Annotated in this window: 22 protein-coding genes; 15 read left to right on the top strand and 7 right to left on the bottom strand. The window is 72.4% G+C overall.

Annotated elements, in window-relative coordinates; genetic code table 11:
• The 5 genes from VMI11_07735 to VMI11_07715 form a co-directional block, all read left to right on the top strand.
• A partial coding sequence (locus VMI11_07735) for a hypothetical protein (protein HTY72303.1) occupies window positions 1-226 on the top strand: 226 nt, incomplete at its 5' end.
• Window positions 226-534: a YciI family protein gene (locus VMI11_07730; GenBank protein HTY72302.1), complete on the top strand. Its 309-nt coding sequence runs from the start codon at window positions 226-228 to the stop codon at window positions 532-534. The genes VMI11_07735 and VMI11_07730, both read left to right, overlap by 1 nt.
• 201 nt (window positions 535-735) lie before the next feature.
• Window positions 736-2,112, top strand: a complete 1,377-nt coding sequence (locus tag VMI11_07725; GenBank protein HTY72301.1) for an NAD-dependent succinate-semialdehyde dehydrogenase — start codon at window positions 736-738, stop codon at window positions 2,110-2,112.
• A gap of 135 nt (window positions 2,113-2,247) precedes the next feature.
• Complete coding sequence (locus VMI11_07720; protein HTY72300.1) at window positions 2,248-3,087, top strand: SGNH/GDSL hydrolase family protein; 840 nt, start codon at window positions 2,248-2,250, stop codon at window positions 3,085-3,087.
• A gap of 103 nt (window positions 3,088-3,190) precedes the next feature.
• Window positions 3,191-4,753, top strand: coding sequence for an AMP-binding protein (locus VMI11_07715; GenBank protein HTY72299.1), 1,563 nt, complete (start codon window positions 3,191-3,193; stop codon window positions 4,751-4,753).
• A 76-nt stretch (window positions 4,754-4,829) separates the two neighbouring features.
• Here the strand turns inward: VMI11_07715 and VMI11_07710 are convergent, their stop codons facing one another.
• Both VMI11_07710 and VMI11_07705 read right to left on the bottom strand, forming a co-directional pair.
• Window positions 4,830-6,113, bottom strand: a complete 1,284-nt coding sequence (locus tag VMI11_07710) for a hypothetical protein (protein ID HTY72298.1) — start codon at window positions 6,111-6,113, stop codon at window positions 4,830-4,832.
• Between the two features lie 137 nt (window positions 6,114-6,250).
• Window positions 6,251-6,454 (bottom strand): hypothetical protein, encoded by a 204-nt coding sequence (locus VMI11_07705; protein ID HTY72297.1) that lies wholly within the window; start codon window positions 6,452-6,454, stop codon window positions 6,251-6,253.
• Between the two features lie 59 nt (window positions 6,455-6,513).
• Between VMI11_07705 and VMI11_07700 the strand changes: the two genes are divergently transcribed.
• From VMI11_07700 to VMI11_07690, 3 genes are read left to right on the top strand one after another with little or no spacing between them, the layout of a single operon-like run.
• Window positions 6,514-7,428, top strand: coding sequence for an SDR family oxidoreductase (locus tag VMI11_07700; GenBank protein HTY72296.1), 915 nt, complete (start codon window positions 6,514-6,516; stop codon window positions 7,426-7,428).
• On the top strand, window positions 7,425-8,798 hold the full coding sequence (locus VMI11_07695; protein ID HTY72295.1) for an FAD-binding oxidoreductase: 1,374 nt from the start codon (window positions 7,425-7,427) through the stop codon (window positions 8,796-8,798). Before VMI11_07700 ends, VMI11_07695 begins: the two co-directional genes overlap by 4 nt.
• Before the next feature lie 28 nt (window positions 8,799-8,826).
• A complete protein-coding gene (locus VMI11_07690) occupies window positions 8,827-10,059 on the top strand; it encodes an FAD-dependent monooxygenase (GenBank protein ID HTY72294.1) in 1,233 nt (410 codons plus the stop codon).
• A 61-nt stretch (window positions 10,060-10,120) separates the two neighbouring features.
• Here the strand turns inward: VMI11_07690 and VMI11_07685 are convergent, their stop codons facing one another.
• Entirely contained in the window at window positions 10,121-10,678 is a 558-nt protein-coding gene (locus tag VMI11_07685) for a hypothetical protein (protein ID HTY72293.1), read from the bottom strand.
• A 217-nt stretch (window positions 10,679-10,895) separates the two neighbouring features.
• Here VMI11_07685 and VMI11_07680 point away from each other — a divergent pair, with 217 nt between their 5' ends.
• The 4 genes from VMI11_07680 to VMI11_07665 all read left to right on the top strand — a co-directional run bounded on the left by VMI11_07680 (window position 10,896) and on the right by VMI11_07665 (window position 16,122).
• Complete coding sequence (locus tag VMI11_07680) at window positions 10,896-12,074, top strand: histidine kinase (protein ID HTY72292.1); 1,179 nt, start codon at window positions 10,896-10,898, stop codon at window positions 12,072-12,074.
• On the top strand, window positions 12,071-12,748 hold the full coding sequence (locus tag VMI11_07675) for a response regulator transcription factor (GenBank protein HTY72291.1): 678 nt from the start codon (window positions 12,071-12,073) through the stop codon (window positions 12,746-12,748). The genes VMI11_07680 and VMI11_07675 overlap by 4 nt, the downstream gene beginning before the upstream one ends.
• A gap of 65 nt (window positions 12,749-12,813) precedes the next feature.
• The gene (locus VMI11_07670) at window positions 12,814-15,369 is read left to right on the top strand and encodes an MMPL family transporter (GenBank protein HTY72290.1); all 2,556 of its coding nucleotides are present in this window, start codon (window positions 12,814-12,816) and stop codon (window positions 15,367-15,369) included.
• A 93-nt stretch (window positions 15,370-15,462) separates the two neighbouring features.
• Window positions 15,463-16,122, top strand: coding sequence for a hypothetical protein (locus VMI11_07665; GenBank protein HTY72289.1), 660 nt, complete (start codon window positions 15,463-15,465; stop codon window positions 16,120-16,122).
• Between the two features lie 47 nt (window positions 16,123-16,169).
• Here the strand turns inward: VMI11_07665 and VMI11_07660 are convergent, their stop codons facing one another.
• Window positions 16,170-17,042: a DinB family protein gene (locus VMI11_07660; GenBank protein ID HTY72288.1), complete on the bottom strand. Its 873-nt coding sequence runs from the start codon at window positions 17,040-17,042 to the stop codon at window positions 16,170-16,172.
• Window positions 17,043-17,130: 88 nt separating this feature from the next.
• Between VMI11_07660 and VMI11_07655 the strand changes: the two genes are divergently transcribed.
• A complete protein-coding gene (locus VMI11_07655; protein HTY72287.1) occupies window positions 17,131-18,753 on the top strand; it encodes an APC family permease in 1,623 nt (540 codons plus the stop codon).
• Window positions 18,754-18,839: 86 nt separating this feature from the next.
• Here VMI11_07655 and VMI11_07650 read toward each other — a convergent pair whose 3' ends face one another.
• Complete coding sequence (locus VMI11_07650; protein ID HTY72286.1) at window positions 18,840-19,502, bottom strand: hypothetical protein; 663 nt, start codon at window positions 19,500-19,502, stop codon at window positions 18,840-18,842.
• Between the two features lie 163 nt (window positions 19,503-19,665).
• On the opposite strand from VMI11_07650, the gene VMI11_07645 reads away from it, so the two are divergent.
• A complete protein-coding gene (locus tag VMI11_07645; protein HTY72285.1) occupies window positions 19,666-21,000 on the top strand; it encodes an alpha-hydroxy-acid oxidizing protein in 1,335 nt (444 codons plus the stop codon).
• Between the two features lie 10 nt (window positions 21,001-21,010).
• Here the strand turns inward: VMI11_07645 and VMI11_07640 are convergent, their stop codons facing one another.
• Both VMI11_07640 and VMI11_07635 read right to left on the bottom strand, forming a co-directional pair.
• Complete coding sequence (locus tag VMI11_07640; protein ID HTY72284.1) at window positions 21,011-24,481, bottom strand: adenylate/guanylate cyclase domain-containing protein; 3,471 nt, start codon at window positions 24,479-24,481, stop codon at window positions 21,011-21,013.
• 135 nt (window positions 24,482-24,616) lie between these two features.
• Complete coding sequence (locus tag VMI11_07635) at window positions 24,617-25,480, bottom strand: polysaccharide deacetylase family protein (protein HTY72283.1); 864 nt, start codon at window positions 25,478-25,480, stop codon at window positions 24,617-24,619.
• A gap of 148 nt (window positions 25,481-25,628) precedes the next feature.
• On the opposite strand from VMI11_07635, the gene VMI11_07630 reads away from it, so the two are divergent.
• Window positions 25,629-26,051: an SRPBCC family protein gene (locus tag VMI11_07630; GenBank protein HTY72282.1), complete on the top strand. Its 423-nt coding sequence runs from the start codon at window positions 25,629-25,631 to the stop codon at window positions 26,049-26,051.
• Window positions 26,052-26,128 lie beyond the last annotated feature (77 nt).

Here is a 26,128-nt window from a genome sequence, read left to right as displayed (position 1 = left end):
CCTGCATCTCTCAAGATCGCCGGCGGGGGGCTGGAGGCCGCGGGGGGTGGGGGCGGGGGGTGGGCTGGAGGTGGGCGGGCTGGAGGTGGGCGGGCTGGAGGTGGGCGGGCTGGACCTGGCGACGTCGGGAGTGTCGATCCGGGGCGGGCTCGTCCGACGAGTTGACGTGACCGACGCCGCGGACGTACCGGATCCGCGGGTCACCCACCCGAGAGGGGAAGCCTGATGGGCAAGTTCGTGTATGTGTACACCGGTGGGCTGATGGCCCAGACGCCGCAGGAGCAGGACGCCGTGATGGCGGCCTGGAACGCCTGGTTCGCCGAGCTGGGTACGTCGGTGACCGACGGCGGCAACCCCTTCGGCGCCTCCGCGATCGTGGGTGCCGGCGGGGCGACGACCTCCGGCGGCGGCCGGGCGGGCGGCTACTCGATCATCGAGGCGGACTCCCTGGACGACGCCGCCACCAAGGCCAAGGGCTGCCCGGTGCTCGAGGCCGGCGGGACGGTCGAGGTCTACGAGGCGCTGTCGATGTAGGCGCGCGGTGTCATGCGCTTTGCGAAGGCCTCTTTGCAAAGCGCATGACAGAGCGCATCATCCGGGGGGCGGCGGCGACGGGCACGGGGCAGCGGCGTCCGCCCGGGGGCGGCTTGACGCGTGAGAGGGCCCACCCTAGGTTCCCGTTCGGACCTAAACGAATCGCGGGGCGGCACCTGCCCTGGCCGGACGGGAGGACGGATGAGCGTCGAGTACAAGGTGGAGAACCCGGCGACGGGGCAGGTCGAGGCGACGTACCCGCTCGCCACCGACGCCCAGGTCGGCGAGGCCATCGCACGCACCCACGGCGCCTTCCCCGACTGGAGCGCGACGCCGCTGGAGGACCGCGTCAAGGTGATCCACCGCGTCGCGGACCTCTACCAGGAACGCCTCGAGGAGCTCGCCGCGATCATCGTCCGCGAGATGGGCAAGACCCTCGCCGAGGCCAAGGACGAGGTCGAGTACGTCGTCGCGATCTACCGCTACTACGCCGACCTCGCGCCCGAGCTGCTCGCCGACGAGCCGCTGCCGACCGACGGCGGCGGGCGCGCCGTGGTGCGCAAGACCCCGGTCGGCGCCCTGCTCGGGATCATGCCGTGGAACTACCCCTACTACCAGGTCGCCCGCTTCGCCGGCCCCAACCTGCTCGCCGGCAACACGGTCATCCTCAAGCACGCCCCCCAATGCCCCGAGTCGGCGCTCGCGATGGAGCGGCTCTTCCACGACGCCGGCGTGCCCGTCGACGCCTACGTCAACCTGTTCGCCTCCAACGAGCAGGTGGCAGCCCTCATCGCCGACCCGCGGGTGCGCGGGGTGTCGGTGACGGGCAGCGAGCGGGCCGGCGCCGCCGTCGCCGCGCTCGCCGGCCAGCACCTCAAGAAGGTCGTGCTGGAGCTCGGCGGGTCGGACCCCTATCTGGTCCTGGACACCGACGACCTGCCCTCGGTCGTCGAGCAGTGCGTCGCGGCGCGCATGGAGAACGCCGGCCAGGCCTGCAACGCCGCGAAGCGCTTCCTCGTCTCCGACCACCTCTACGACGACTTCGTCGAGCAGCTCACCGCCCGGATGGCGTCCCTGGCCACGGGCGACCCGTTCGACCCGGCGACGGCGTACGGACCGCTGTGCTCCCGCGCGGCGCTCGCGAACCTCGCCGCCCAGGTCGACGACGCGGTCGCGAAGGGCGCGACGGTCCGCACCGGCGGCAAGCCGCTCGACGGGCCGGGCGCCTACTTCCCCGCGACCGTGCTGACCGACGTCACGCCCGAGATGCGAGCCTTCGGTGAGGAGCTGTTCGGTCCGGTCGCCGTCGTCTACCGCGTGGGCTCGGTCGACGAGGCGGTCGAGCTCGCCAACGGGTCGGCGTACGGGCTCGGCGGCGCGGTGTTCCACACCGACCCAGTGGTCGCCCTCGATGTCGCGAACCGGCTCGACACCGGCATGGTCTGGATCAACGAGGCCGAGGGCGGCGGCCCCGAGCTGCCGTTCGGCGGCACGAAGCGCTCCGGGGTGGGTCGCGAGCTCGGGCCGTACGGCATCGAGGAGTTCCTCAACAAGAAGCTCATCCACCTGCCCGACTGACCCGCACGAGCAAACCGCGCTCGCTGAGCACGGCGTGTGATCGGGTCGAACCAGAAGTCGGGCTGGCTGACCCGCCTCCCGTCAGGTAGAACGGTCCCGACGGGGTCAGCGCCGACCCGAGTCGGGAGGAATGTCATGCACCGGTTGGTCCGTCGGTGGGTTGCGGTCTTCGCCGCGGTCTGCCTCTCCGTGCTCGGCCTGGCCTTCGTCGCGGCCGGACCCGCGCAGGCGTCGGGGCCGCACGGCGGCACGTACGTCTCCGTGGGCGACTCCCTGGCCTTCGGCTACCAGCCCAACCTCGTGGCCGCACAGGACTTCGACCCGACGCACTACGTCAGCTACGCCGAGGACTACGCGTGGCTGCACCCCTGGCTCAAGCTGGCCAACTTCGGCTGCCCCGGCGAGACGTCGACGAGCCTCATCAACGGCGGCTGCCCCTGGCAGGCACAGCAGCTCCCGACCCACGTTCCGTACACCGGCTCCCAGCTCACCGCAGCCGTGGCCTACATCAAGGCGCACCCCAACACCTCGCTGATCAGCGTCGACATCGGCTCGAACGACCTGCTGCAGCTGGTCGAGCCCTGCAACGGCGACCTCACCTGCGTCGAGGCCGGCCTTCCCTCCGTTCTCGCCACGCTCGCGCACAACTACGCCTACGTCCTCACCGCGCTGCACGCCGCCGCCCCCAACGCCCAGCTCGTCGTGTTCAACCTGTACAACCCGCTGGCCGTCGCCGTGCCGGGCAGCGACGCGCTGCTCACCTCCTACGTCAACCCGCTGATCTCCCAGATCGCGGCCGCCTTCGGGGCCAACGTCGCGGACGCCTTCACGGCGATCAACTTCAAGGCCGGCTCCGCCCTCGAGCCGCTGCTGCTGTGCGTCCGGACCTGGGAGTGCAGCTCGTACAAGAACATCCACCCCACCACCCTGGGCTACTTCAGCCTCAACACCGCCCTGGCCCGCGCCGTCGGATAGCGGCGCTCAGTCGCAAGTCGCCGGACCAGCCCCCTAGCCGGGGCAGGTCCGGCGCGCCACACTCGGCGCCAGCGCGCGAGCACCCCGACCGAGGAGGACCCCGGTGATCCATGTCAGTCCGCTCCCTGATGTCGAGATCCCGGACGTGCCGCTGACCGAGTACGTCCTCGCGCAGGCCGACGTACTCGGCGCCAAGCCGGCGCTCATCGACGGGCCGAGCGGGCGCACGCTGACCTACGCGCAGTTGGCCGGCGCCATCCGGGCGTTCGCTGGCGGATTGGTCCAGCACGGCTTCGCCAAGGGCGACGTCCTCGCGCTCATGGCGCCGAACCTGCCCGAGTACGCCGTCGTGTTCCACGGCGTGGCCATGGCCGGCGGGGCCGTCACGACGATCAACCCGACCTACATCGAGCGCGAGGTGCACGAGCAGCTCCTCGACTCGGGCGCTCGGTTGCTCGTGACGGTGGCGCCCTTCCTCGAGGTCGCCGCGCCCGCGGTCCACGGCACCGGGGTCACGGCGATCTACGTCATCGGCGCGCCTCCCGAGGGTGGCGACGCGCGGCCGCTGACCGACCTGATGGGCCCGCCGCTCGCGGAGCACGTACCCGTCGCCGCTGACGACGTCGTGGCGCTGCCGTACAGCTCCGGCACGACGGGGCTGAGCAAGGGCGTGATGCTGACGCACCGCAACCTGGTCGCGAACATCGCCCAGGTCCTGGGCCCGCTGCACGTCGGGGACGACGAGAAGTTCATCGCCGTCCTGCCGTTCTTCCACATCTACGGCATGCAGGTCCTGATGAACGTCGGCTTGCGCGGCGGAGCGACGATCATCACGATGCCGCGGTTCGACCTCGAGCAGTTCCTGCAGCTGCACGTCGACCACCGGATCACGCGCTCGTTCGTGGTCCCGCCGATCGTGCTGGCTCTGGCCAAGCACCCGATCGTCGACAACTACGACCTCAGCCACCTCCAGCAGGTGTTCAGCGGCGCCGCGCCGCTCTCCGCGGAGCTGTCGGCCGAGGCCGGCGCTCGGCTGGGCTGCGAGGTGGTCCAGGGCTACGGCATGACCGAGATGTCCCCGGTCTCGCAGCTCTCACCGCTCGGCCGCGCCAGGCTCGGGTCGGTCGGGGTGACCGCGCCCAACACGCAGCTGCGCATCGTCGACCCGGAGACCGGTCAGGACCTCGAGGTCGGTGAGGACGGCGAGCTGTGGATCCGCGGCCCCCAGGTGATGAAGGGCTACCTGCACAACCCGACGGCGACCGCGGAGTGCCTCGACGCCGACGGCTGGCTGCGTACCGGCGACATCGGCCACGTCGATGCCGAGGGCTACGTCTTCGTCGTCGACCGGCTCAAGGAGCTCATCAAGTACAAGGGCTTCCAGGTGGTGCCCGCCGAGCTCGAGGCGCTGCTCCTCACCCATCCCCTTGTCGCGGACGCTGCGGTCGTCGGGCGCCCGGACGAGGAGGCCGGCGAGATCCCGGTCGCCTACGTCGTCCCGCGCCCGGGCCACGAGGTGGACGAGGACGAGCTGAAGGCCTACGTCGCCGACCAGGTCGCCCACTACAAGCAGCTCGGCGCAGTCCACGTCGTCGATGCGATCCCGAAGAGCACGTCCGGCAAGATCCTACGGCGCGTGCTGCGCCAGGAGGCCGCTGCCGGCTGACCCCGGCCCCGGGACGTTGTTAGGCGTTGGTCGGACGATAGACCCACCAGCGCCTAACAACTTTCCACGGGCGTCCTCAGCGGTCGCCGAGGGAGGCGTTGTAGCGCTCGACGGCGGCCGCGAGCGCGTCGGGATCGGTGATGTCGACGCCCTGGTCCATGAAGCCGGCCAGCAGCTGGGCCCCGAGGCCGCGCCCCTCGCCGCTGGCTACCATCCGGCCGAACTCCGGCGTGTACGTCGTCACCGCCGCGAGCGTGGCCTCCCGGCGCTCGTCGGGGCGTCCGGTGACGGCGTAGGCGTAGCGCACCCATGCCCTGGTCACCTCGGGCAGCCGGCCGGCGTCGTCGGGTTCCAGGAGGACCTTGCGTGGCACCCAGTCGAGCATGAACGTCTCGACGGTCGCCGGCGTCACGCGCAGCGGCTCCCCTCCCGTGACGTCGACGGCGTGGTCGACCAGCAGCCGGGCCAGGAACCGCACCGAGTCCTCCTCGGGCGCCTCCTCGCCGTCGGCGGGGGAGAGCAGCCCCTGGCCGTACGTCGAGGCAACGAAGTCCGCCACCAGCGCCTCGCGCCCTTGTTCGTCGAGCGGCTCCGGGAGCTCTGCGGGTGGCGGCAGGCACCGCAGCCGGCCCCGGGCGAGGGCGTGGAACTCGGAGTAGGTCTCGGACTCAGGTGCCGGGTCGGACATGTCGGTCAACCGCATCGCGTCGCGGACCATCCTGTGCAGCAGCCCGGGATCGACCGGCTCCAGGGACAGCCCCTCGCGCTCGGCATCCTCGCGCATGTGCGCGACCACCTCGTCGTGGCCCACAACGAGGAAGGCGTCCGCTGCCCAGGTGCTGGCCGTCATGTCCACGAGCCACACCATGCCGTGGCGCTCCGTGCCGTCGGGTAGGGCGAAGAAGGCCGCCCACTCCTCGACGTCACCGTCCTCGTCACTCATGTGGAGGGCCTCCGTGCACTCCCACCGCCCCACGTCGGCCAGCCATGACCGTTGGCTCGAGTCGTCCTGGTCGGCGCTGGTGAGGGCCTGCATCGCCTCCGCGGCGACCGCGTCGGGCCCGATCGAGGCGAGCACGGCCAACAGCTCCCGGGCTCCGGGGGACGTACTGACTTGTGCCTCCTCGAGCAACTGCCTGGCGAGCTGTTCCTCGATGTCCGCGCGATGCCCGGCCTCGCTCACTCGGTAGGCGGCGCCGAGCGCGTAGCTCAGCTCGACCTCGGCGTGCAGCGGGGAGTTGAGCCCGGGATCAGCGAGAGACCGCATGAGCAACCGGGGCACCTTGCGCGGGTCGGAGCGACGGTGGCCCGGTCCTCGGGATCGGTCCGGCTTGCGCTTGCGGCCACGCGACACAGGCATCGTCCGAGCCTAGGCGCTGCACGGAGCCTCCCCGGCACCCGGGACCGTCGCCACCGCGGGCCGGTCGGGAGCCTCGAGGCACGGCCAGGCTCGCACAGTGATAGTGGCTTTCGCTTGTCAAAAGTGGGATGGACGTCCTAGGGTGCGGCCGTGGCCTTCGCCTGGCCCCCCTCGGGCATCCCCAGCGGCAGCACGATGTGGCTGCGCGCGGCACGGGCGCTCGAGCGACGCCCCTGACCCGTACGTCGCGCCGACGGGAGGCCCGTCATCCGCGACGAGATGGCCGCCGTCCGGCGTCTCCGCGCCGTCCTCGGGCCGCGCCGCTGCTCCGCCGCGTCCACGGTCCGCTCCTCCGTTCCGCTCGCACCCCCAGGGTGCGCATCCACCTCGAGGCGGGGTCATGTCCGTCCCCTCGCACGACCTACCGCCCGGTGCCGATGTCGGTACCGGTGCCGCCACCGGCAGCACGGACGTCCACGAACGCGACGACCGCTCAGGTGGGGCGCTGCTCGCCCGCGAGCCGTGCGTTGCGCAGCCGGTGGCCATCGTCACCGGCGGGGGCAGCGGCATCGGCGCCGCTGCCGCCCACCGGCTGGTTCGAGACGGCTGTCGCGTCGTGATCGTCGACATCGACGGCCCCCGTGCGCGGCAGGTGGCCGCTACCGTCCCGGGGCCCGCGGTGGCTGTCGTCGCCGACGTCTCCGAGGAGGACGGAGTGACGGCCGCCATGCAGGCGGCGCTGGACACCTTCGGCGGGGCCGACCGGTTCTTCCTCAACGCCGGCGTGGGCTCCTCGACCCCCCTGGTCGACGAGAGCGTCGAGGCGTTCGACCGGCTGGTGCGCCTCGACCTGCGCTCGGTGTTCCTGGGGCTGCGCGCGGTGCTTCGGCACTGTCGCGACAACGCCACCACGGCGGCGGTCGTCGTCACGACGTCGACCGCCGCGCTGAGCGGCTCCGACCTGGCCTCCTACAGCGCGGCCAAGCATGGAGCGTGGGCCCTGACGAGAACCGCGGCGATCGAGGGCGCAGCCCTCGGCGTACGGGTCAACGCGATCGCGCCCGGGTCCATCGACACCCCGATGATGCACGCGCTGGAGGCCCACCTCGGCGGCGGGCCGGAGGCAGCGCGCATCCTGCACGCGACGACGCCCCTGGGCCGGCACGCCGACCGGTACGGCTCCCCCGACGAGGTCGCCAACGTCGTCGCGTTCCTGCTCAGCGACGCCGCGAGCTGGGTCACCGGGGTCACCGTCCCGGTCGACGGCGGGGTGCTCGCCGCCGATCCGTACCGACTCCCCGAGGAGGGGCCATGACCGTCACCGCCCGCGACGTCCGCCGGCTCGACGCCGACCTCGGCGGCAGCGCGGTGCACCGCGACGAGCGCGGGTACGTCGACGCGGCCGCCTCGCCCTTCCCTAACCTGTCCGTCCCGTGGGTCCCCGACGTCGTCGTGCGCTGCTCAGGGGTGAGCGACGTCATGCGCTCGGTCCGCTTCGCCACGTCGCACGGACTCGGGGTCGCCGTCCGCTCCGGCGGGGTCGGCTGGGTCGGCGCCCCGCCCGGCACCCTGCTGCTCGACCTGCGCGACCTCGACGGGGTCCTCATCAACCCACGCACCCGCATCCTGCGGGTGCAGGGCGGGGCGGTGTGGCGTGACGTCGCCCGCGAGCTCGCCCCCTTCGGCCTGGCCGCCGCCGCTCCGCAGTTCCCGCGGCTCGGCGTCGCCGGGCACGTCCTGGGCGGTGGGCACGGGTGGCTCACCTCCCGGCTCGGTTGGGCGTCCGACACCGTGCGCGCCGTCGAGGTGGTGACTGCCGAGGGCCGGGTGGTGCGTGCCACGGAGGAGGACGAAGCGGACCTCTTCTGGGCCATGCGCGGAGCCGGCCACAACTTCGGCGCGGTGATCGGGCTGGAGCTCGACCTGGTCCCGCTCGAGGAGGTGAGCTTCGGCGTCGTGTGGTTCCATCCGGACGCGACCGCGGACGCCCTGGCGTCCTACCGTGACTGGGTCGTGGGCCTGCCGGACGAGGTCACCACCATCGGCTCGGTCGGACACCCGCCCGCGGGCTGGGGAGGGCCCGCGGAGCTCGAGGGGCGCGCCGCGGCCCACGTCCTGCTCTGCCATTGCGGCTCCGCCGCCCAGGCCGGGCGGGACCTCGCTGGGCTGCGCGCGCACCCGGGGGTCGTGGCCGACTCGGTCCGCCGGGTGCCGTGGCCGGAGCTCGCCCTCGGCAACGACGTGTTCGCCTCGGGCGTGCACCGCCGCTCGCGCATGCACTACCTGCGCCACTTCGGCGACGACGTCGTCGCGATCAGTGCGCAGCGGGCGCGAGACATGGCCGCGCTCACCTTCATGTCGACTCATTACTACGGCGGGGTCGTGCAGCGCATCCCTGAGGACGCGACCGCGATGAGCCACCGTGGGATCCCTTGGAACTACATGGTCGCCACGACGTGGACCTCGATGGAGAACGGCGCGCCGCTGACGCGGTGGCAGGACGAGTACCTCGCCGAGATCGCCGAGCACTCCGTGGACGCCTACTACGTCAACTACCTGTGCGCCGAGCCCGAGCACGTGGCCGCCGCCTACAACACCCGGACCTGGGACCGGCTGCGTCGCCTCAAGGCGCAGTGGGACCCGCAGAACGTCTTTTCCGCCAACCAGAACGTCCCACCGGCCTGACCGGCCAGACCGTACGAAGGAGAACGTCGTGTCCCAGTCACCCCATGTCCTCGTCGCCGGTGGCGGCCTCGGCGGGCTCGCACTTGCCCAGGGCCTGGTGAAGGAGGGGATCAGCGTCGAGGTCGTCGAGCGCGACGCCGACCTGAACCGCCGCCAGGGCTACTACCTGACCATCAACGGCCTGGGCGGGGAGGCCCTGCGCCGCCTGCTGCCGCCGGACCTCTTCGAGCTCTACCTCGACACCTCGCGGCGCCCGTACTCCCGGCAGCAGTCCATCGTGGTCGACGACCAGCTCCGGGAGCTCGGGTCACGGCCGAGCATGGGGCCGCCGAACACGGGGGAGCGGCGCCACACCGGCGTGCACCGCCGTACGCTGCGCCAGATCCTCGCGGGCCGTCTCGACGACGTCGTCACGTACGGCGTCTCGGCCGTGGGCTACGACGAGGACGAGGACGGCGTCACGGTGCACCTGTCGGACGGGAGCACCCGTCGCGGCGACCTGCTCGTCGCCGCGGACGGGATCCGCTCGCGCATCCGGGACAAGAAGCTGCCGAAGACCCGGGTGGCGTCGACCGCGATCAAAGGCATCGACCTGTTCGGCCGCACGCCCTACACGCCCGACCTGCTCGCCGTCATCCCGGACGCGCTTCACGACGGCGTTCTCATCGCGACGGACGGGCGGGGCTCGCGCTGCCTCATGGCCTCGTTCCGCCCGCGGCGGCCGGTGGCCGAGGCGGCGGCCGAGCTTGCCCCGGACATCAGGGTCGACCCGGTCGAGGACTACATGATGGTCAGCTGCAGCGTCCCGCCCGGCACCGTCGTACCGCCGCCCGCAGAGTGGACCCCGCAGACCGGTGTCGACATCCGCGCGGCGATGTCCGAGACGGTGTCGGCCTGGCACCCGGCGGTGCGCGCCATCGTCGCGGGGCTCGACCCCGGCTCCGTCTTCTCGATCTCGTTCAGCTACCTGGAGCCCATGGAGTCGTGGCCCTCCTCGCGCGTGACGGTGCTCGGTGACGCCGCGCACGGCATGCTCCCCACCCTGGGGATGGGCGCGAACATGGCCATCTTCGACGCCCGCGTCCTCCTCGAGCGCCTGGTCGAGGTGCGTGACGGCGGCGCGCCGCTGACCGAGGCCGTCGGGGCCTACGAGGCCGAGATGCGCGCGGAGGCGTACCCGGTCCTGCGGCTCACCGTCGATCATGACAACGTCTTCGGTGGAGGGGCGCTGGCCCGGGCCGACGCCGCCACGACCCACTGAACCGGTGGGCGGTGTCCCCCGACGGCGCGGCCCAGGCCTGCTCGCCCCGGTAGGCGGGGGATCAGGCGGTCTCGAGCGCGGTCGACGTCCGGTCCGAGGTGGTGCGGGCGGACGGCGCGGGCGTGCGCCGGGCGACGTACAGGGTCCGTACGCCGCTCGCGGCCACCCGCACGACGACCATGGTCAGCGCCATCAGGACGAACGCCGCGGTCCACGCGTCGGCGCCGGTGATCCGGTGCTCCATCGAGAACCGCGCGATGGCCTGCGGGTACCAGTGGTCGGCACCGTAGGCGAACAGCACCCTGCCACCGATGACGGCGACCCACAGTGCTGCGTAGGCACGGCCGGCGGACATCACCAGGCGACCGTTCGGCTCGCGTTCGACGCGGACCAGCGCTGCGGCGAGCAGGCCGAGGGCGGCACCGACAGCCACCCCGACAAGGTCGAGGGCGCGGTCGTTGCCGAGGCTGGGGACGTCGCGCAGGTACGCGTACGCCGCCACCGCGACGATGAGCAGCGGCATGGTGAAGCGGGTCCGGGTCACCGTTCGGGTGCCCAGGTTGGCCCACAGGACGAAGGCCAGCAGGCCGGCGTTCAACAGGTACTGGGTGGTGCTCATCGGGTCCTCCCACGTGGTCGATCGGGTCGACCTCGACGTTAGGGAGGCGCGGCTCGGCCGCCATCGACGCGCGGGTGGATCTGTGCCGGGCAGCCGTCTCCACCCACGGGTGGAGACGGCTCGGAGGTGTCCACCCCCGGGCCGACCCCGTGGCTGCGGAACGTCCCCTAACGTCTGAGAGCGAGACGCGAAGGGCCCTACGTCCGGGGAGGCAGGCATGGGCACGGCGGAGCTGCGGCGGTTGTTGCGGATCGCCGGTTGGCTGACCGCGGGAGTGGTGGCGATCAGTACGGCGACCAGCACCCTGCCGGCCTCCTCCGGTGCCCGGTCGGAGACGATCGCGCTGACCCTGCTCGGCCTGGCCCTGTGGTGCGTGGCACTGCTGCCGGGCGTGACCGACGTCCGCGTCCTCGTGGTCGCCCTCGTCGGCGCGGGACTGTGCGGTGCCGCTCTCGATGTGGTGAATCCGTCCGGGCCTGGGTTCGTGCTGGCCTTCATGGCGGTCGCCGGGATCGGGCTCGGCCTGCCGCGGCGGGTCGCCGTGGCCGCTGCGGTCGTGGTCGGCCTCGGCGCCGCGCTGGCCGAGGCGCGGACCAGCGACCATCCGGTCGGCGCGGCGTTGACGATCCTCGCCGGTGCGGGAGCGTTGTTCCTCGCCACCTTGAACGCCGCCGCGGCCCGGGACGCGCAGGCGGCCTCGGAGGCGCTGCGCACCCAGGAGGCCGCGACCCGCGCGGCACGTGAGGAGGCCGCCGTCCTGGGGGAGCGGCAGCGCCTCGCCCGCGAGCTGCACGACGTCCTCGCGCACACCCTTTCCGGTCTCGCGGTCCAGCTCGAAGGGGCGCGGCTGCTCGCCGAACGTACCGACGCGGACCCGCGCCTGACCGAGCAGGTCGCCCAGGCGCAGCGGCTGGCCAAGGAGGGCATGGGCAGCGCCAAGCGAGCCGTCGCGACGCTGCGCGGCGAGGCGCTGCCGGGACCGGACGAGGTGCCGGAGCTGGTCGACCGGTCCCGCCGGGCCGGGCTGCCGGTCACGCTCGCCGTCACCGGGCGCCCGCGGCCGCTGCCCGGGGAGTCCGGCCTCGCGGTCTACCGCGCGGTGCAGGAAGCACTGACCAACGCCGCGAAGTACGCAGGCGACGGGGCCACCGCCGCCGTCACCATCGCCTGGACCGACTCTGCCGTCACCGTCGACGTGGTCGACGCGGGCGGGGATCACGTCGCGGCCGGGTTGCCCTCCGGCGGCTACGGGCTCGCCGGCCTGGCCGAGCGGGCCGCCCTCGCCGGCGGGCGGCTCGAGGCCGGGCCCACCCCCGACGGCTGGCGAGTCACGCTGACCATGCCCGTCGCGCCGGCGACCGGCGCCGACGTACGTCCACGCGAGGTGCTCGCATGAGCGCCGCGTCCCCGCTCCGGGTGCTGGTCGCCGACGACCAGAAGGTGGTCCGGGACGGGCTGTCCGTCCTGCTCGGTCTGCTCGACGGGATCGAGGTCGTGGGGACCGCGGTCGACGGAGCCGACGCGGTGCGCCAGGCGCTGGACGCCGACCCCGACATCGTGCTCATGGACCTCAACATGCCCGGCGTGGACGGGGTCGAGGCGACGCGGCAGCTGGCCGAGCGCGGGTCGCGGGCGCGCGTGGTCGTGCTCACCACCTACGCCGACGACGACTGGGTCTTCCGGGCGCTGCAGGCCGGGGCCCGCGGCTTCTTGACCAAGGACGCCGGCGCGGAGGAGATCGAGCAGGCGATCTTCACGGTCGCCGCCGGGCAGGCCCAGCTCGATCCCTCGGTGCAGCGTCGCCTGCTCGACGCGCTCGCGTCGGGGGCCCGGCTCGGGGTGGGCCAGCCGGACCTGCCCGAGGAGCCGGACGACGGGCTGACCGCACGGGAGCGCGAGGTGCTGGTCGAGATCGCCGACGGACGGACCAACGCCGAGATCGCGTCCCGGCTCTACGTCTCCGAGGCCACGGTCAAGACCCACGTGAACCACCTGCTGGCCAAGACCGGCTGCCGCGACCGAGCCGCCCTGGTGGCCTACGCCTACCGCACCGGCCGGGTGGCGCGCTGAGCCGCTGAGCGGTCCCGGCCCGTACTCCTGTGAGCGGCGTCGGTGGCCCCTGGGAGGATGGGCGGATGGGACGGGTATCGCAGTGGGCCGTACGTCGCCCCCTCGCCGCCCTGCTGACCTGGATCGCGATCATGGTCGCGGTCGGGTTCGTGGGTGTGCGCTGGGGCGGGGACTACAACGACAACTTCCAGCTGCCGAACACGGAGTCGACCACCGCGCAGAACCTCCTGCAGACGCTCTCCGGCAGCGCCGGCACGGGCTCCGGGCTCGACGGCCAGGTCGTGTGGAGCCCCAGTTCCGGCACGGTGACCGACGCGGCCTCCAAGGCCACGATGACGGCGCTGCTGACGAAGCTGTCGACGTCGCCGGGCGTGACATGCGTGCAGACCCCGTTCGGCGACCCGCTCGGGACCGGGTGCCCGAAGCAGTCGGGTGGGTCCGGCGGCGGCTCGCAGGGCAGCGGGTCCCAGAGCGGCGGGTCACAGAGCGGCGGGTCACAGAGCGGCGGGTCGCAGAGTGGCGGGTCGCAGGGGAGCGGCTCGCAGGGCGGACAGAGCCAGCAGTCCCCCCTCGCGCAGGGCGCCCAGGCCCACTTCGGCCAGTCCGGGATCAGCCCGGACGGCTCGGTGGCGTACGCGACCGTCACCTACCAGGGCAAGACCTCCAACGACCTCAACAGCGCTGACGTCCTCAAGGGCCTCAATCTCATCAAGGCGCAGAACGGCCAGGACGGCATCCAGGTCGGCGCCAACGGCGTCTTCGGGTACGTCGGCGGCAAGCCGCCGTCGTCGGAGGGCATCGGCGTCACGGTCGCCCTCGTCATCCTGCTCTTCGCCTTCGGGTCGATCCTCGGCGCGTTCCTGCCGATCCTCTCGGCCGCGCTGTCGGTGTTCCTCACCACCGCCTTCGTCCTGCCGATCGTGGCGGCCGTGCTCGACGTCGCGACCTTCGCGCCCGTCCTGGCCTCGATGATCGGGCTCGGCGTCGGCATCGACTACTCGCTGTTCGTCATCAACCGCTACCGCGAGGCGCTCGTGTTCGGTCGCCCTCCCCGGGATGCGGCGCTGGAGTCCGTACGGACCTCCGGGCGAGCCGTGCAGTTCGCTGCGGCGACGGTCATCATCGCGCTGCTGGGCCTGTTCGTCATGCGCATCCAGTTCTTCGACGGCATCGCAGTGGCCTCCGCGCTGACCGTGTTCATGGTGATGGTGGGCGCGCTGTTGCTGCTCCCGGCGGTGCTCTCGCTGCTCGGGTCGTGGGCCTTCGTCGGCCGGATGGCGTGGATCACCGACGCCGAGGCCATCGCGAAGCAGCGGGTGAACGACTGGCGGCACACCGTCGGCCGGATCCTGCGCTACGTCGGCTGGGTGCTCTACCTGCCGGTGACGCTGGTCGGGCTCCTGTGGCGCCGGGTGCTGCACCACGGGCGGATCCCCGACCCGCACCGCCCGAACGCCTTCGCCCGCTACGGCGCCTGGCTGCAACGCCGGCACTGGCTGACGGCGGGCTTCGCGCTGATCGTCATGCTCGTGATCGCCGTACCCATGCTGTCCCTGCGCCTCGGCTTCGCCGACGACTCGGGGACCCCCGTGGGCAGCCCGACGCGCATCGCGTACGACCTCACGGCGAAGGGCTTCGGGCCCGGCGTCAACGGCCCCTTCTACATCGCGGTCAAGCTGGCGCAGCCGGGCGACCAAGCCGCGGTCGACGCGCTGACCAAGGCCCTGAACGCCGACCCGGGGGTGGCGCTCGCCGCCGCCCCACCGGTGGCCGCGGACGCGACCGTCGCGCCGGTCCAGGTCTACCCGAAGACGGCACCGCAGGACGTGGCGACGACCGAGCTGCTGCACCACCTGCGCAAGGACGTCATCCCACCGGCGACGGCGAGCACGGGGGCGAAGGCGTACGTCGGCGGGTTCCAGGCCGTGACCGTGGACTTCACCCAGGTCCTGCAGAGCGCGCTCCCGTGGTTCCTGCTCATCGTGGTGGGGCTCGGCTTCCTCGCCCTCGTCGTGCTGTTCCGCTCCCTGCTCGTCCCCGCCACCGGGGTGCTGTGCAGCGTGCTGTCCCTGGGTGCGGCGCTCGGGATCACCGTGGCCGTCTTCCAGTGGGGCTGGTTCGCCAGGCTCGTCCACCTGCAGGCCACCGGGCCGATCTTCCCGTTCCTGCCGGTCATGGTCTTCTCGATCCTCTTCGGCCTGTCCTGCGACTACCAGGTCTTCCTGGTCAGCCGGATGCACGAGGAGTGGGTGGTGACGGGGGACAACCGCAAGGCCGTACGCCGTGGCCTGGCCGGCTCCGGCAAGGTCGTCGCGATGGCCGCGGCCATCATGACCAGCGTGTTCGGGGCCTTCGTCTTGTCCAACGACCAGATCGTCAAGCTGTTCGGGGTGGCGCTGTCGACGGCGGTCCTGCTCGACGCCTTCGTGGTCCGCCTGATCCTGGTCCCCTCGCTCATGACGGTCTTCGGCAAGGCGAACTGGTGGCTGCCCGGCTGGCTCGAGCGGATCCTGCCGCACATCAGCATCGAGTCCGAGGAGGACATCGAGGCCGGCGCGGCCGAGATCGTCGACATCCCCGAGCCCGGCGAGGAAGAGCAGTCCGAGCCCGCTCCGGTCTGACACCCTTTGTTTCGAATGAACGCGGCGTTCAGTCGCACCTAGTGGAACAACGCCGCGTTCATTGCGATCAGATGGGGTGGGGAGGAGGCGGCGGTGAGTGACGACGTTGTGGTGACGCGATCGGCGCTGCGTACCCCGCGGTCGGCCGCGGTGGCGGGGATCGTCTTCGCCGTGCTGATGTCGGCCTCGATCGTCCTGGTGCGCTGGGTGATCCGTGCCGACCCGGCGCAGGCGGGCATCTGGCTCACCGAGCCGCACCGGCGCGACGCCGCCCGCCTCGGCCTCGCACTGCTGCCCTTCGCGGGGATCGCGTTCCTGTGGTTCGTCGGGGTGATCCGCGACCGGATCGGGGTGCACGAGGACCGCTTCTTCGCCACCGTCTTCCTCGGCAGCGGCCTGTTGTTCGTCGGGATGCTGTTCGTCGCGGCAGCCGTTGCGGGTGGGCTGCTCGAGCTCGCCGGCAGCGAGCAGATCGAGCCGGACGTGTGGACCTTGGCGCACAACACGACGTTCAACCTGCTGAGCATCTACGCCATCCGGATGGCCGCCGTCTTCATGATCTCCTGCGCGACCATGACCTTGCGCAGCGGCGTCATGCCGCGCTGGCTGGGCTACTCAGGGTACGTCGCCGCGCTGCTCCTCCTCGTCGGCACGGACGTCCAGCACTGGCTGCAGTTCCTGTTCCCCCTCTGGGTCTTCGTGCTCAGCGTCCACATCCTCATCGCCTCCGCCCGCGCCCCCCGGACCCCCTGACCCCCTCGTGCAGATGTGGGCGAGGCGGCCGGTCGGGGCGGGCGATGTCAGCGGGACTCGAGGACGGCGAGGTCGCGTTCGGCGTAGCGGCGGTGCTCGCACTCCTCGTTGACGATCACGCGCAGGCAGGAGCGCACGGTCCGCGGGACGTCCTCGTAGCCCGGGGCCGGCAGCCGCCGGCTCGGGCGCTCGAGGCCCTCGTCGGTCAGCCGGTCGAGGATCCCGCGCACGACGGCCATCCGCGAGGCCCGGGCGGCCATCACCTCGTCGTACGTCGGCTCGGCGTCGACGTCGACACCCAGCGCCGCGGCTTCCTCGCGCGGGTAGGAGGAGTACGGATAGCCGAGCCGGTGATAGGGACGCTCCTCGCCGAGGATGGCGCTGCTCGCCCAGGCGTCGGTGGCGAAGACCAGGTGACGCAACGTCTCGACGAAGGACCACTCGTCGTCGACGCGCTCGAAGCGGCCCGCCTCGGGCAGGCGCTCGGCACGGGCGACGGTCTCCGCCCACAGCCGTTCGAGGGTGTCCCACATCCCCCGGTGGTCCTCGGCCGTGCGCATCGATCGCGCCTGGACGCGCTCCGGATGGCGGTGGTCGAGCTCGCTCTCCACGTACGCCGTCACGTCGACGTCGTTGACGACCAGGTGCTCGATGTCGCCCGACAGGTACACGTCGCCGAGCCAGGAGTCGGCGACCTTGAGCCCTCGCAGGTCGCTGTCGCGGATCGTGGCGCGCGACAGGTGGGACCCGCTGAAGATTGCGCCGGACAGGTCAGCCCCGCTGAACGTGGCGCCCGACAGCTGGGATCTGCTGAAGGAGGCGCCCGACAGGTCCGACTCGGTGAACGTCGCGCCCGACAGGTCGGACCCGGCGAACCGCGCAGCACGAAGCTCGTCGGTGCCGACGTACTCAGCTCCCATCTCAGCCTCATACCACGAGCGGCAGGCCTTGGGGTGAGGTTTGACGAGTTCGCGACACCGGCGCGGCCCCCACCGATAGCGTCCCGTCATGAGTGAGGCGCCCGTCATCCCCTCCGTCCTCGAGGTCCGCGAGCTGGACCTCACCGCCGACGCCATCGAGGAGACCCAGCACCTCCAGCGCCACTTCGGCCGGCGTGAGGTGCTGTTCTTCACCATCTGCACCGTCGTCGGTGTCGACACGATCGGGGCGATCGCGTCCGGCGGCGCGCAGGCGTTCAGCTGGCTGCTGGTGTTCACCTTCATCTTCTTCCTGCCGAGCGGGCTGCTGTTCGCCGAGCTCGGGACCGCGTTCCCGGAGGAGGGCGGACCGTATCTGTGGACCCGGCTCGCCTTCGGCCGGTACGTCGCCGCGGTCAACAACTTCCTGTACTGGGTGACCAACCCGGTGTGGATGGGCGGCACCCTGGCCGTCGCCGCCGCAGCCACCTGGGGCACGTTCTTCAGCAACGGCCCCGACATGACGTCGGTGCCCTTCTACGCGATCGGGCTCGCGTTCATCTGGATCGGGACCCTCGCCGCGATCCTGTCGTTCTCCGTCGGCAAGTGGATCCCGATCAGTGGGGCGTTCGCGCGCTTCGTCATGCTCGGCTTCTTCAGCATCAGCGTGGTCGTCTTCGCGGTGAAGGACGGCGTGAAGGGCGTGCACGGCGGTGACTTCATCCCGTCGAGCTTCAGCGACGTGAAGATCGGTTTCGTCGCCCTCGCCGCGGTCATCATGTTCAACTACGTCGGCTTCGAGCTGCCCAACACCGCCGGCGACGAGATGAAGGACGCGCAGCGCGACGTACCGTCGGCGATCCTGCGGACCGGGATCGCGGCGTTCCTGCTCTACGGCGTGCCGGTCCTCGGCATCCTCATCGTCCTGCCGACCGACCAGGTCACCAGCCTCGGCGGGTTCATCGACGCCCTGAAGGCGGTGTTCACGGTCTACGGCGGGACGATCGCCTCCGACGGCACCGTGACCCTGACCGGGGCCGGCGCCTTCCTCGGCTCGATCATGGCGGTGCTGTTCATCCTGTGCCTGCTCTCCTCGGGCACGGCCTGGCTCATGGGGTCCGACCGGGCGCTCGCCGTGTCCGGCTACGACGGGGCCGCGCCGCGCTACCTCGGCCGGTTCAGCCCCCGGTTCGGTACGCCGGTCCGGGTGAACCTGCTCTCCGGCCTGCTCGGCACCGCGGTGCTCGTCGGCGCCCACGAGATCAGCGGCGGCAACGCGGGCAAGTACTTCGGCGCGGTCCTCGGCATCGCGGTGTCGACGACCCTCATCTCCTACCTGGCCGTCTTCCCCGCCCTGTGGATGCTGCGCCGCAAGTTCCCCGATCACCCGAGGCCGTTCCGCGCACCGTGGGCGCCATTCCTCTCGATCCTGCTGACCGGGCTCATCGTGCTCGCCACGATCCAGATACTCCTGCCCGGCATCGGGGACAACTGGTTCGGCCCGGACTACGCGCCGGACGGCTGGGCGCAGCACGAGCGGTGGACCTACCTGTTCACCGAGGCCGTCCCCCTGCTCGTCTTCGTCGCTGTCGGTTCGCTGTTCTGGTTGGCAGGCAGGAAGACCAGGGCGGACGTCGGGCAGGTCGCCGTCGAGGCGGCGATCGCCGAGGGGGCGCCGGAGGACGGCGCGACCGAGGCCGCTCCCGCCGGCTGAGGGGCTCCCGCCCGCAGCCGCGACGTACACCGGAACCGAAGCGCGCGTCACCACCCGAGGCTCGCGCGTTCAGCCGAAGCCGGGCGTCACCCGAAGCCGCGGACCACCAGCCAGGGGCGGACCAGCGTCGAGGTCGCCGCGACCAGCGCCAGCCCGGCGAGCACCGCCAGCGCCGTCACGCCGACGCGGGCCCACGACCGCCGTACCGACGAGCGGGGGCGGCCGCGGGAGAGGTCCTTGGCGATCAGGCGTGGCACTCGCCCGACGTAGGCGAGGACGTGCACCGTCGCGACCGCGAACCACACGATGAAGCTGGCCTTGTGCAGCAGCAACCACGGGCCGTAGTGCCCCGGCCCCTCGACGAGCAGCGCGATGCCGGTCGCGAGCACCGCGAGGGTCGCCACGACGAGGAACGGGGCGAGGACACGCAGCGGCAGCCGCGGCGGCCCGGCCTGCTGGTACGGCGCGGACCCGGTGTAGTAGCGGACGAAGCGATAGCCCGTACTCGCCAGCTTCAGCGCGACCGGACCGATCAGCAGTAGCCCCACCGTGATGTGCGGCACGATCAGCGAGGAGACCCGCAGGATCGTGACGCCCTCGATGGCCAGGAGGACGAAGAGCACGGCGGCGGCCCACGCCGTGAGGCGCTCGTTGCCGCGCGGTCCGCGAAGTCGGGCCCGGGAGCCGGTACGCGCTCCCGCGTCGCCCAGCTCCACGGCGGGTGCCCCGCGGGGCAGGGCGGTCGACATGGTGGACCTCCGGGGTGTTCTCGTGGTCGGCGCCGCTGAGTTGTTAGGCGTTCGTCGGTCGTACGACCGACGAACGCCTAACAGGGTGACCAGGACAGCAGGCGTTCCTTAGCGACGGGTTGGACCCGTTAGCCCGAACGGGTGAGTTCGGCATGATGGCCCGATGGCGTCGCTGACCAACGTGGGCCGATCCGTCCAGTCCGAGATCTACCGCCGCGGCGCGCTGCTGGGCCGGCGCCCTGCGGTGCCGGTACGCGCTGACCGCCTGGAGGCTGCCGCACGCAAGGCGATGTCACCGGTCGCGTGGTCCTACATCGGCGGGTCGGCGGGCAGCGAGCGTACGTCGCGCGCGAACGTCGCGGCCTTCGACAGCTGGCGGCTCGTCCCGCGGATGCTGCGCGATGTCTCGACCCGCGAGCTCGGCATCGAGCTGTTCGGGCACCGCTACCCCTCGCCGCTGCTCCTGGCGCCGATCGGCGCCCTCGAGCTGGCCCACCGACGGGCCGAGGTCGCGGCGGCGCCCGCGGCCGCGTCGCTCGGCGTCCCAGTGGTCATCTCGAGCCAGGGCTCGGCGCCGATGGAGGCGACCGCGGCCGCGCTCGGCGACGGGCCGCGCTGGTTCCAGCTGTACTGGAGCCGCGAGGACGTCGTGGTGGACAGCTTCGTCCGCCGCGCCGAGGCGATCGGCTGCGACGCGCTCGTCGTCACCGTGGACACCCAGGTCCTCGGCTGGCGCACCGGGGACCTCGACCGGGCCTACCTGCCGTTCATCCGCGGCCAGGGCATCGCGCAGTACACGAGCGATCCGGCGTTCCTCGACCTCGTCGCACGGCGGGTGGCCGCGCAGCAGCCGACGGGCGAGCGGCCGCGGCCGACGCCGTCGGCCGTTCGCACCCTGGTCTCGGTCGCGCGCAACCACCCGGGCCGATTCCGCGACAACCTGCGCGACCCCGCGCCGCGCGCGGCCGTCGAGACCTTCCTCGAGGTGTTCTCCCGGCTGAGCCTCACGTGGGACGAGCTGGGCTGGCTGCGCAGCCGTACCTCGCTGCCGATCCTGCTCAAGGGCCTTCAGCGCCGCGAGGACGCCCGGCTCGCCCTCGAGCACGGCGTCGACGGCATCGTGGTGTCCAACCACGGCGGGCGCCAGGTCGACGGCGCGATCGCCTCCCTCGACGCGCTGCCCGGCATCGTCGAGGAGGTGGGCGGGCGGGTCCCGGTGCTCTTCGACAGCGGCGTACGGACCGGCTCCGACGTCCTCAAGGCGCTCGCCCTCGGCGCCCGCGCGGTGCTGCTCGGCCGGCCCTGGACCTACGGGCTGGCGATCGCCGGCACGGCGGGCGTACGGGCGGTGCTCGACCACACCCTCGCCGAGCTGGACCTGACGATGGCGCTGTGCGGGGTGCGCAGCGTCGACGAGATCGGTGCCGACCTCCTCACCCCCGCCGGGTCCGCGTCACCCGACGGTCCGGCCACCTCCGAGCCTGGCCGCGTCGGGTAACCGCGAGGTCTCACAGCAGGCGGAGCAGGCCCTCGGCGCCGAGCTCCCGCAGGTACGCCCGCGCGGCCTCGACGTCGTCGTGCGGGACCTCGTCCGCCGCCAGGACGTGGCGGGCGACGCCCGTCGCCAGGGCGTGGTCGAGGGGGAGGTCACGGTCGCGCCACGCGTCGAGGGCCGCCCGCACCGCGTCAGCGGCCCCGGCGTCGCCCCGCAGCGCGCGGAGGGCGGCGTTCGCGGTCGCCCGCACGACGTCGACCCAGTCGCCGCGCAGGCCGGACGTGGTCTGCAGGAGCTCCTCCAGCGCAGCCATGTCCCGCAGCCGAGCAGCGGCCTGCGCGCCCTGCCAGAGGGCGTTGCCCGCGTTGCTGCCGGACGGCTCCCGGGCGATCGCCTCCCGGGCCCGATCGAAGGCCTCGGTCCAGTCGCCGTCGACGAGGTGGACCGCGCTGCGGGTGCGCAGGTACCAGGTGTCCATCTGCGCCGATGTCCAGGTGCTGCGCCGCTCGGCCTCCAGCCGGTCGAGCGTGACCCAGGCGCTCGCCGTGTCCCCGAGATAGGCGGCCAGCATCGCCCGGCAGCAGTCCGCGCCGTCGTCCTCGAGTCCGCTGCCCGCCAGCTCGGCGCTGCGGGCCAGGGTCCGCTCCGCGACGCCCAGGTCGCCGAGCCCGATAGCTGACTCGGCCGCGTTGGCGAGGTTCATGGCCTGCATCGGACGGATCCCGGCGCGCTCCCCGATCTCGGCCGCCTCGAGGAAGGCCTGCAGCCCGCCGCGGGGATCACGCACCGCGAGCACGATGCCGAGGCCCGCGGTCGCGACCCCGAGCTGCTCGGCGCTGCCACTCTCCTGGGCGAGGTCGACGACGGCGGCCGCGAGCAGGCCGGCCTCGAAGTGCCGCCCCGCGTTGAACAGCACCCCGGCCCGGACCCGGGCGGCCCACCCCAGGACCTCGTCGTCGCCGCTGGCCTCGGCGAGGATGAGCGCGTTCTCCGACCACGTGAGGGCCTCTCGGTGATGGCCGTCGTCCTCGGCCTGGTCCGCGAGGCTTGCCATGACCAGCGCCTTGGCCGGCCCGGCCCCGGCCAGGCGGTTGTCGAGGTCCTCCAGCCGTGCGCGCCGCTCGGCGAGGACCGCGGCGCTGACCCCGGGCAGGTAGGTCCTGGCCAGCGTCAGGCCCTCCCGCTCGAGGTCTCCGAGGATCCGGTAGGCGTCGCAGGCGGACTGCGTGTGCTCCCATGCCAGCTCACCCCGGCCGCTGAGACTGGCCCCCCGTGCGGCGATCGCGTGGAGCGCGGCGCGGTCCTCCGTCGTGGTCGCGAGGTCGAGCGCCGAGGTGGCGTACCCGACCGCGGCCTCCGGCGACCCGAGTGACAGCGCCCGCTCCGCCGCCCGCCGGAGGTGATCCCGGGCCTGGCCCGCGATGTCCTCCGCGTCCGGCGCCGACGGCTCGGCGCGGTAGGCGTCCAGATAGTGGCTGGCGATGATCCCGGCCAGCTCCTCCTCGTCGCGCTCGGCGTAGAAGCGCGCGACGGCCAGGTGCTTGCTACGTCGTGCCGCCTTGCTCAACGTCGCGTACGCGACCTCCTGGATGACCGACTGCACGAAGCGGTACTGCCCACGTTCGGCCGAGCGCGGGTCGACGTCGACGTCGAGCACCTCCTTGCCGACCAGCGCGCGCAGCCGTGGCTCGACCTCGTCGGCCGGGCGCCCGGACACCGCGCACACGGCCTCGAGGGTGAAGCTGTGCCCGGTGACCGCCGCGTCGAGGACGAGGCTGCGCTCGGCGTCCGGGAGTCCGTCGAGGCGTGCCGCGACGAGGGCGTGCAGGGTCTCCGGCACCTCCAGGGTCTGCCCGAGGTCGCCGACGACGCGGTACGTCGTACCGGCCTGCTCGAGCGCGCCGCGGTCGGCGAGCATGCGCACCGTCTCGACGGCGTACAGCGGGATCCCCTCGGCCCGGGCGACCAGACGCTGCAGGTCGGCTTCGGGCAGCCCCTCGACGTAGCCGGTGACCAGGTCCCGGATGTCCTCGTCGGGCAGCGGCTCGAGGTGCAGCGCGGAGAACGCCCTGATCCCGGCCCCCCACGTCGCGCGCCGCTCGGCCAGCTCCGGACGGGCCAGCGTCACGAGGAGGATCGGCGATGTCCGCGACCAGGCCAGCATCGATTCCACGAGGTCGAGCAAGCCCGGGTCGGCCCAGTGCATGTCCTCGAACGCGAGCACGGTGGTGCCCTGGTCCGCGACGCGCTCGACGAAGCGCAGCCAGGCGCCGAACATCTCATCGCGCCCGCCGGGAGGGGCGGGGTCGAGGCCGAGCAGGTGGCCGAGCCGCGGGGCCATCCAGCGCCGTTCGTCCGCGTCCGCGACGAGGCCCTCGAGGTAGGTGTCGAGGCGCTCTCGAGCGGTCTCGTCGTCGTCGGTCTCGGCGATCCCGGCGCGTCCCCGGACCATCTCGGCGAAGGCCCAGAACGTCACGCCCTCGCCGTAGGCGGGGCAGCGGCCCTGGTGCCAGTAGACCGGCTCGGTCAGGCCGTCGACGTACTTGCGCAGCTCCCAGAGCAGGCGCGACTTGCCGATGCCGGCCACACCGGTGAGGGACAGCAGCCGGGGACGCCGCTCCCGGCCGGTGGTGTGCAGCAGGTCCTTGGCCAGTCGCAGCTCCTCGTCGCGCCCGACGAACGGCGGCTCCGGCGCGAGGCCGCGCCCGGACCCGCCGACCTCACCGACGACGCGCAACGCGCGCCACGCGGGGACCTTCTCCAGCTTGCCCTTGAGGGTGAGCGGCTCGACGGGGGCGAACGCGACGGCCTCAGCGGCGGCGCGGTACGTGCGTTCGCCGACCAGGACCGTGCCCGGCTCGGCGGCCGACTGCAGCCGCGAGGCGGTGTTCACCATGTCGCCGGCGACCAGTCCCTGGTCGCCGGCGCCGACCGCAGCCACGGCCTCCCCGGTGAGCACCCCGACCCGGGCCTGCAGCGTGACGCGGAGCCGGTCGCCGAGGGCCTCGACGCGGTCGACGATCTCCAGCGCAGCGCGTACCGCTCGCTCGGCGTCGTCCTCGTGCGCGACCGGGGTGCCCCACACCGCCATCACTGCGTCCCCGATGAACTTCTCGACGACACCACCGTGGCGTTGGACGGCTTCGGACGCGCTGTCGAAGTAGCCGGCGAGCATCGACCGTACGTCCTCCGGGTCGCGGCCCTCGGCGAAGGGCGTCGACCCGACGAGGTCGGCGAAGAGCACGGTGACGAGGCGACGTTCGGTCGGCCCGTGGCCGGGCTCGTGCGGGCCGCCGGCGCCGGCCGGCCCGGCGGGGGCCGGGGACGGCGCGGCCGCGAGCGGCGTACCGCACTCCCCGCAGAACTTGTCGTCCGCGCTGTTCGCGGCCGAGCAGGCGGGGCACGCGATGGCCAGCCGCTGGCCGCACTCGCGGCAGAACTTGCGCGCGGCGTCGTTGTCCGTGCCGCAGCTGGAGCAGACCACGGCCCACCCACCTCTCGCGGCACGAATCTAGTGCGCCGGGATCCCCGAGGGCCGCGAGTTACCCGACGTCCGCGCCAGTTCCCCGCGGGCCGATGTCGGGAAAGCCGGGATCGCGCGGCAGGCCGGGAACGCGGGTCAGCAGGGGAGCGGGTCGGGGATGGTCCGCGTAGTCGGCCCCCTGGGCGGGCGGCAGATGCGGTAGCCCCGCGCCCGCAGGTCCACGATGATGCCCGGGATCGCCTTCGGGAAGTTGGTCATGTAGTGGCCGTCGATGACGATCGAGCGCCCCGGCCGAAGGTGGTACTCCGCGAGCTCGTGCCGGATCACGTACCTGATGCTCGCCACGCTGCGGTAGCGGTGCCCGCCCCGTCCCGGCTGCCAGTCCAGCGGGTCGATGTTCCAGGTGCACAGGCGGTAGCCGAGGCTCGTCGCGACCTTCGTGACGGTCGCGTCGTAGGCGCCGTACGGTGGTCGCAGCAACGTGCTGGCGACCCCACCGCTGATCTCGCGGCGGATCTGCGCCGTCGTCAGCGTCGTCAGCAGCTTGTGGTCGTAGGTGTGGTTGCCCATCCACATGCCGTAGTGGCGCGCCCGCTTCACCAGGTCGACGCCGGTCTTCGCGCGATAGGAGCGGGTGAACTTGCTGATCGGGAAGCCGATCATCCCGATGTGCCAGTCGCGGGTGGCGCGGTAGGCCAGCTGGTAGACGAGCTTCGGGTCCCGGTACGGGTAGTCGTCGACGGTGATCAGCACACGGCCGGAGGTGTCCCCGCAGGTGGCCACCCGGTAGGGAAGCGCCGTGACGGGCGTTTCGGCCCCATGGGCCTTCGCGGCCGAAGTCGACGGCGAGGCCGACCTCGATACGGACGGCACCGACGATGCGGAGACCGAGGCTGGCGGGACCGGCGCCGAGGACGGACGGCCCGAGCCGGCGAGCGCGGTGGCGGCGAGCGTCGCGCCGGCGGCGACCACGACCGCCGCGACGAGGAGCAGCCGCACGAGCGTCCCTCCTCGTCCCCGTCTCGGGCATCCGCCCTGGTTCGCCGCCTGCTCATGCCCGCCGCGGTCTCGACAAGTGTGCGGTACGCCGTCGCGGGCCCGACGTACCCCTCCCCGGCGAGCCGCCCCCGGCCGTAAGGTCCGTGGCATGAAGGTCGACGTCTCCGTGAGCGTGGCTCGGCCCATCGACGAGGTCTTCGACGCGATGGCCGACACTCGAAACGAGCCGAGCTGGAACTCCCAGGTCTCCTCCAGCACGCTGGATACCGGCGAGCCGATCGGGCAGGGCAGCCGGTTCACGACCGTCAACCGGGGGCGGTCCTACACCGCGGTGATCACCACGTACGAGCGGCCGCACCGCCTCGCCTACGAGGTGAGCAACGCGCAGCTCCGCATCGTGGGCGCGTTGGACTTCACGGAGTCCGACGGTGCGACGCTGATCAAAGGGGACTTCGACTTCCGGCCACACGGGCTCATGACGGTGCTGCTGCCACTGATGGGGCCGGCGATCCGCAAGGACTTCCCCAAGCAGTTCGCCAGCTTCAAGGACTATTGCGAGTCCAAGGGCTGATCAGCTGTGGGTTGTTAGGCGTTGGTCGGCCGATCGGCCGACCAACGCCTAACAACCCACAGCTGATCAGCCCTTGG

Source organism: Actinomycetes bacterium, from assembly GCA_035506535.1.
In the GTDB taxonomy this organism is placed as follows: Bacteria; Actinomycetota; Actinomycetes; order DATJPE01; family DATJPE01; genus DATJPE01.
The sequence above is the reverse complement of the archived record's forward strand: the minus strand, read 5'-3'. Positions and strand labels throughout refer to the sequence as shown.